This window comes from Pseudomonas sp. F220 (genome assembly GCF_057813935.1).
Genome location: NZ_JBVASJ010000080.1, coordinates 1,910 through 5,201, shown reverse-complemented (window position 1 = coordinate 5,201; position 3,292 = coordinate 1,910). Strand labels below are relative to the sequence as shown.

Annotated in this window: 2 rRNA genes; both read right to left on the bottom strand. The window is 51.4% G+C overall.

The annotated features are described in order from the left end of the window. Positions 1 to 48: 48 nt before the first annotated feature. Positions 49 to 164, bottom strand: a 5S ribosomal RNA gene (gene rrf / locus ACZYSM_RS28870). Positions 165 to 316: 152 nt separating this feature from the next. After that, positions 317 to 3,207 (bottom strand): 23S ribosomal RNA (locus ACZYSM_RS28865). Between the last annotated feature and the right edge of the window lie 85 nt (positions 3,208 to 3,292).

Below are 3,292 nucleotides of genomic sequence, written 5' to 3'. Positions count from 1 at the left end.
AAAACAAAACCCCTACCTGCATACGCAGATAGGGGTTTCGGAATTTAATCTTGACGATGACCTACTCTCACATGGGGAAACCCCACACTACCATCGGCGATGCATCGTTTCACTGCTGAGTTCGGGATGGGATCAGGTGGTTCCAATGCTCTATGGTCGTCAAGAAATTCGGGAGCCAGGTCGTTACTTGCGTAACGCTCCAGCGAATGGGTATGTGATAGCTCGGTGCATTGTGAATCGCAAACTTTCGGTTTACTTCGTCTTCACACACCGCAATCTGGTGTCCTCTCGGATCAACAAATTGCTTGGGTGTTATATGGTCAAGCCTCACGGGCAATTAGTATTGGTTAGCTCAACGCCTCACAGCGCTTACACACCCAACCTATCAACGTCGTAGTCTTCGACGGCCCTTCAGGGGACTCAAGGTCCCAGTGAGATCTCATCTTGAGGCTAGTTTCCCGCTTAGATGCTTTCAGCGGTTATCTATTCCGAACATAGCTACCCGGCAATGCCACTGGCGTGACAACCGGAACACCAGAGGTTCGTCCACTCCGGTCCTCTCGTACTAGGAGCAGCCCCTCTCAAATCTCAAACGTCCACGGCAGATAGGGACCGAACTGTCTCACGACGTTCTAAACCCAGCTCGCGTACCACTTTAAATGGCGAACAGCCATACCCTTGGGACCGGCTTCAGCCCCAGGATGTGATGAGCCGACATCGAGGTGCCAAACACCGCCGTCGATATGAACTCTTGGGCGGTATCAGCCTGTTATCCCCGGAGTACCTTTTATCCGTTGAGCGATGGCCCTTCCATACAGAACCACCGGATCACTAAGACCTACTTTCGTACCTGCTCGACGTGTCTGTCTCGCAGTCAAGCGCGCTTTTGCCTTTATACTCTACGACCGATTTCCGACCGGTCTGAGCGCACCTTCGTACTCCTCCGTTACTCTTTAGGAGGAGACCGCCCCAGTCAAACTACCCACCATACACTGTCCTCGATCCGGATAACGGACCTGAGTTAGAACCTCAAAGTTGCCAGGGTGGTATTTCAAGGTTGGCTCCACGCGAACTGGCGTCCACGCTTCAAAGCCTCCCACCTATCCTACACAAGCAAATTCAAAGTCCAGTGCAAAGCTATAGTAAAGGTTCACGGGGTCTTTCCGTCTAGCCGCGGATACACTGCATCTTCACAGCGATTTCAATTTCACTGAGTCTCGGGTGGAGACAGCGCCGCCATCGTTACGCCATTCGTGCAGGTCGGAACTTACCCGACAAGGAATTTCGCTACCTTAGGACCGTTATAGTTACGGCCGCCGTTTACCGGGGCTTCGATCAAGAGCTTCGCGTTAGCTAACCCCATCAATTAACCTTCCGGCACCGGGCAGGCGTCACACCCTATACGTCCACTTTCGTGTTTGCAGAGTGCTGTGTTTTTAATAAACAGTCGCAGCGGCCTGGTATCTTCGACCGGCATGAGCTTACGGAGCAAGTCCTTCACCCTCACCGGCGCACCTTCTCCCGAAGTTACGGTGCCATTTTGCCTAGTTCCTTCACCCGAGTTCTCTCAAGCGCCTTGGTATTCTCTACCCAACCACCTGTGTCGGTTTGGGGTACGGTTCCTGGTTACCTGAAGCTTAGAAGCTTTTCTTGGAAGCATGGCATCAACCACTTCGTGTACCTAAGTACACTCGTCATCAGCTCTCGGCCTTAGACCCCCGGATTTACCTAAGAGTCCAGCCTACCACCTTAAACTTGGACAACCAACGCCAAGCTGGCCTAGCCTTCTCCGTCCCTCCATCGCAATAACCAGAAGTACAGGAATATTAACCTGTTTTCCATCGACTACGCTTTTCAGCCTCGCCTTAGGGACCGACTAACCCTGCGTCGATTAACGTTGCGCAGGAAACCTTGGTCTTTCGGCGTGGGTGTTTTTCACACCCATTATCGTTACTCATGTCAGCATTCGCACTTCTGATACCTCCAGCAAGCTTCTCAACTCACCTTCACAGGCTTACAGAACGCTCCTCTACCGCATCACCTAAGTGATACCCGTAGCTTCGGTGTATGGTTTGAGCCCCGTTAAATCTTCCGCGCAGGCCGACTCGACTAGTGAGCTATTACGCTTTCTTTAAAGGGTGGCTGCTTCTAAGCCAACCTCCTAGCTGTCTAAGCCTTCCCACATCGTTTCCCACTTAACCATAACTTTGGGACCTTAGCTGACGGTCTGGGTTGTTTCCCTTTTCACGACGGACGTTAGCACCCGCCGTGTGTCTCCCATGCTCGGCACTTGTAGGTATTCGGAGTTTGCATCGGTTTGGTAAATCGGGATGATCCCCTAGCCGAAACAGTGCTCTACCCCCTACAGTGATACATGAGGCGCTACCTAAATAGCTTTCGAGGAGAACCAGCTATCTCCGAGCTTGATTAGCCTTTCACTCCGATCCACAGGTCATCCGCTAACTTTTCAACGGTAGTCGGTTCGGTCCTCCAGTTAGTGTTACCCAACCTTCAACCTGCCCATGGATAGATCGCCCGGTTTCGGGTCTATTCCCAGCGACTAGACGCCCTATTAAGACTCGCTTTCGCTACGCCTCCCCTATTCGGTTAAGCTCGCCACTGAAAATAAGTCGCTGACCCATTATACAAAAGGTACGCAGTCACCCAACAAAGTGGGCTCCCACTGCTTGTACGCATACGGTTTCAGGATCTATTTCACTCCCCTCTCCGGGGTTCTTTTCGCCTTTCCCTCACGGTACTAGTTCACTATCGGTCAGTCAGTAGTATTTAGCCTTGGAGGATGGTCCCCCCATATTCAGACAAGGTTTCTCGTGCCCCGTCCTACTCGATTTCACTTCTAAGATCCTTTCGCGTACAGGGCTATCACCCACTATGGCCGCACTTTCCAGAGCGTTCCGCTAAAATCAAAGAAGCTTAAGGGCTAGTCCCCGTTCGCTCGCCACTACTAAGGGAATCTCGGTTGATTTCTTTTCCTCAGGGTACTTAGATGTTTCAGTTCCCCTGGTTCGCTTCTTACGCCTATGTATTCAGCGTAAGATACCTAACTTATGTTAGGTGGGTTCCCCCATTCAGACATCTCCGGATCACAGTCTGTTTGCCGACTCCCCGAAGCTTTTCGCAGGCTACCACGTCTTTCATCGCCTCTGACTGCCAAGGCATCCACCGTATGCGCTTCTTCACTTGACCATATAACCCCAAGCAATCTGGTTATACTGTGAAGACGACATTCGCCGAAAATTCGCAATTTAACTCACAAATTTTACCTTAGCCT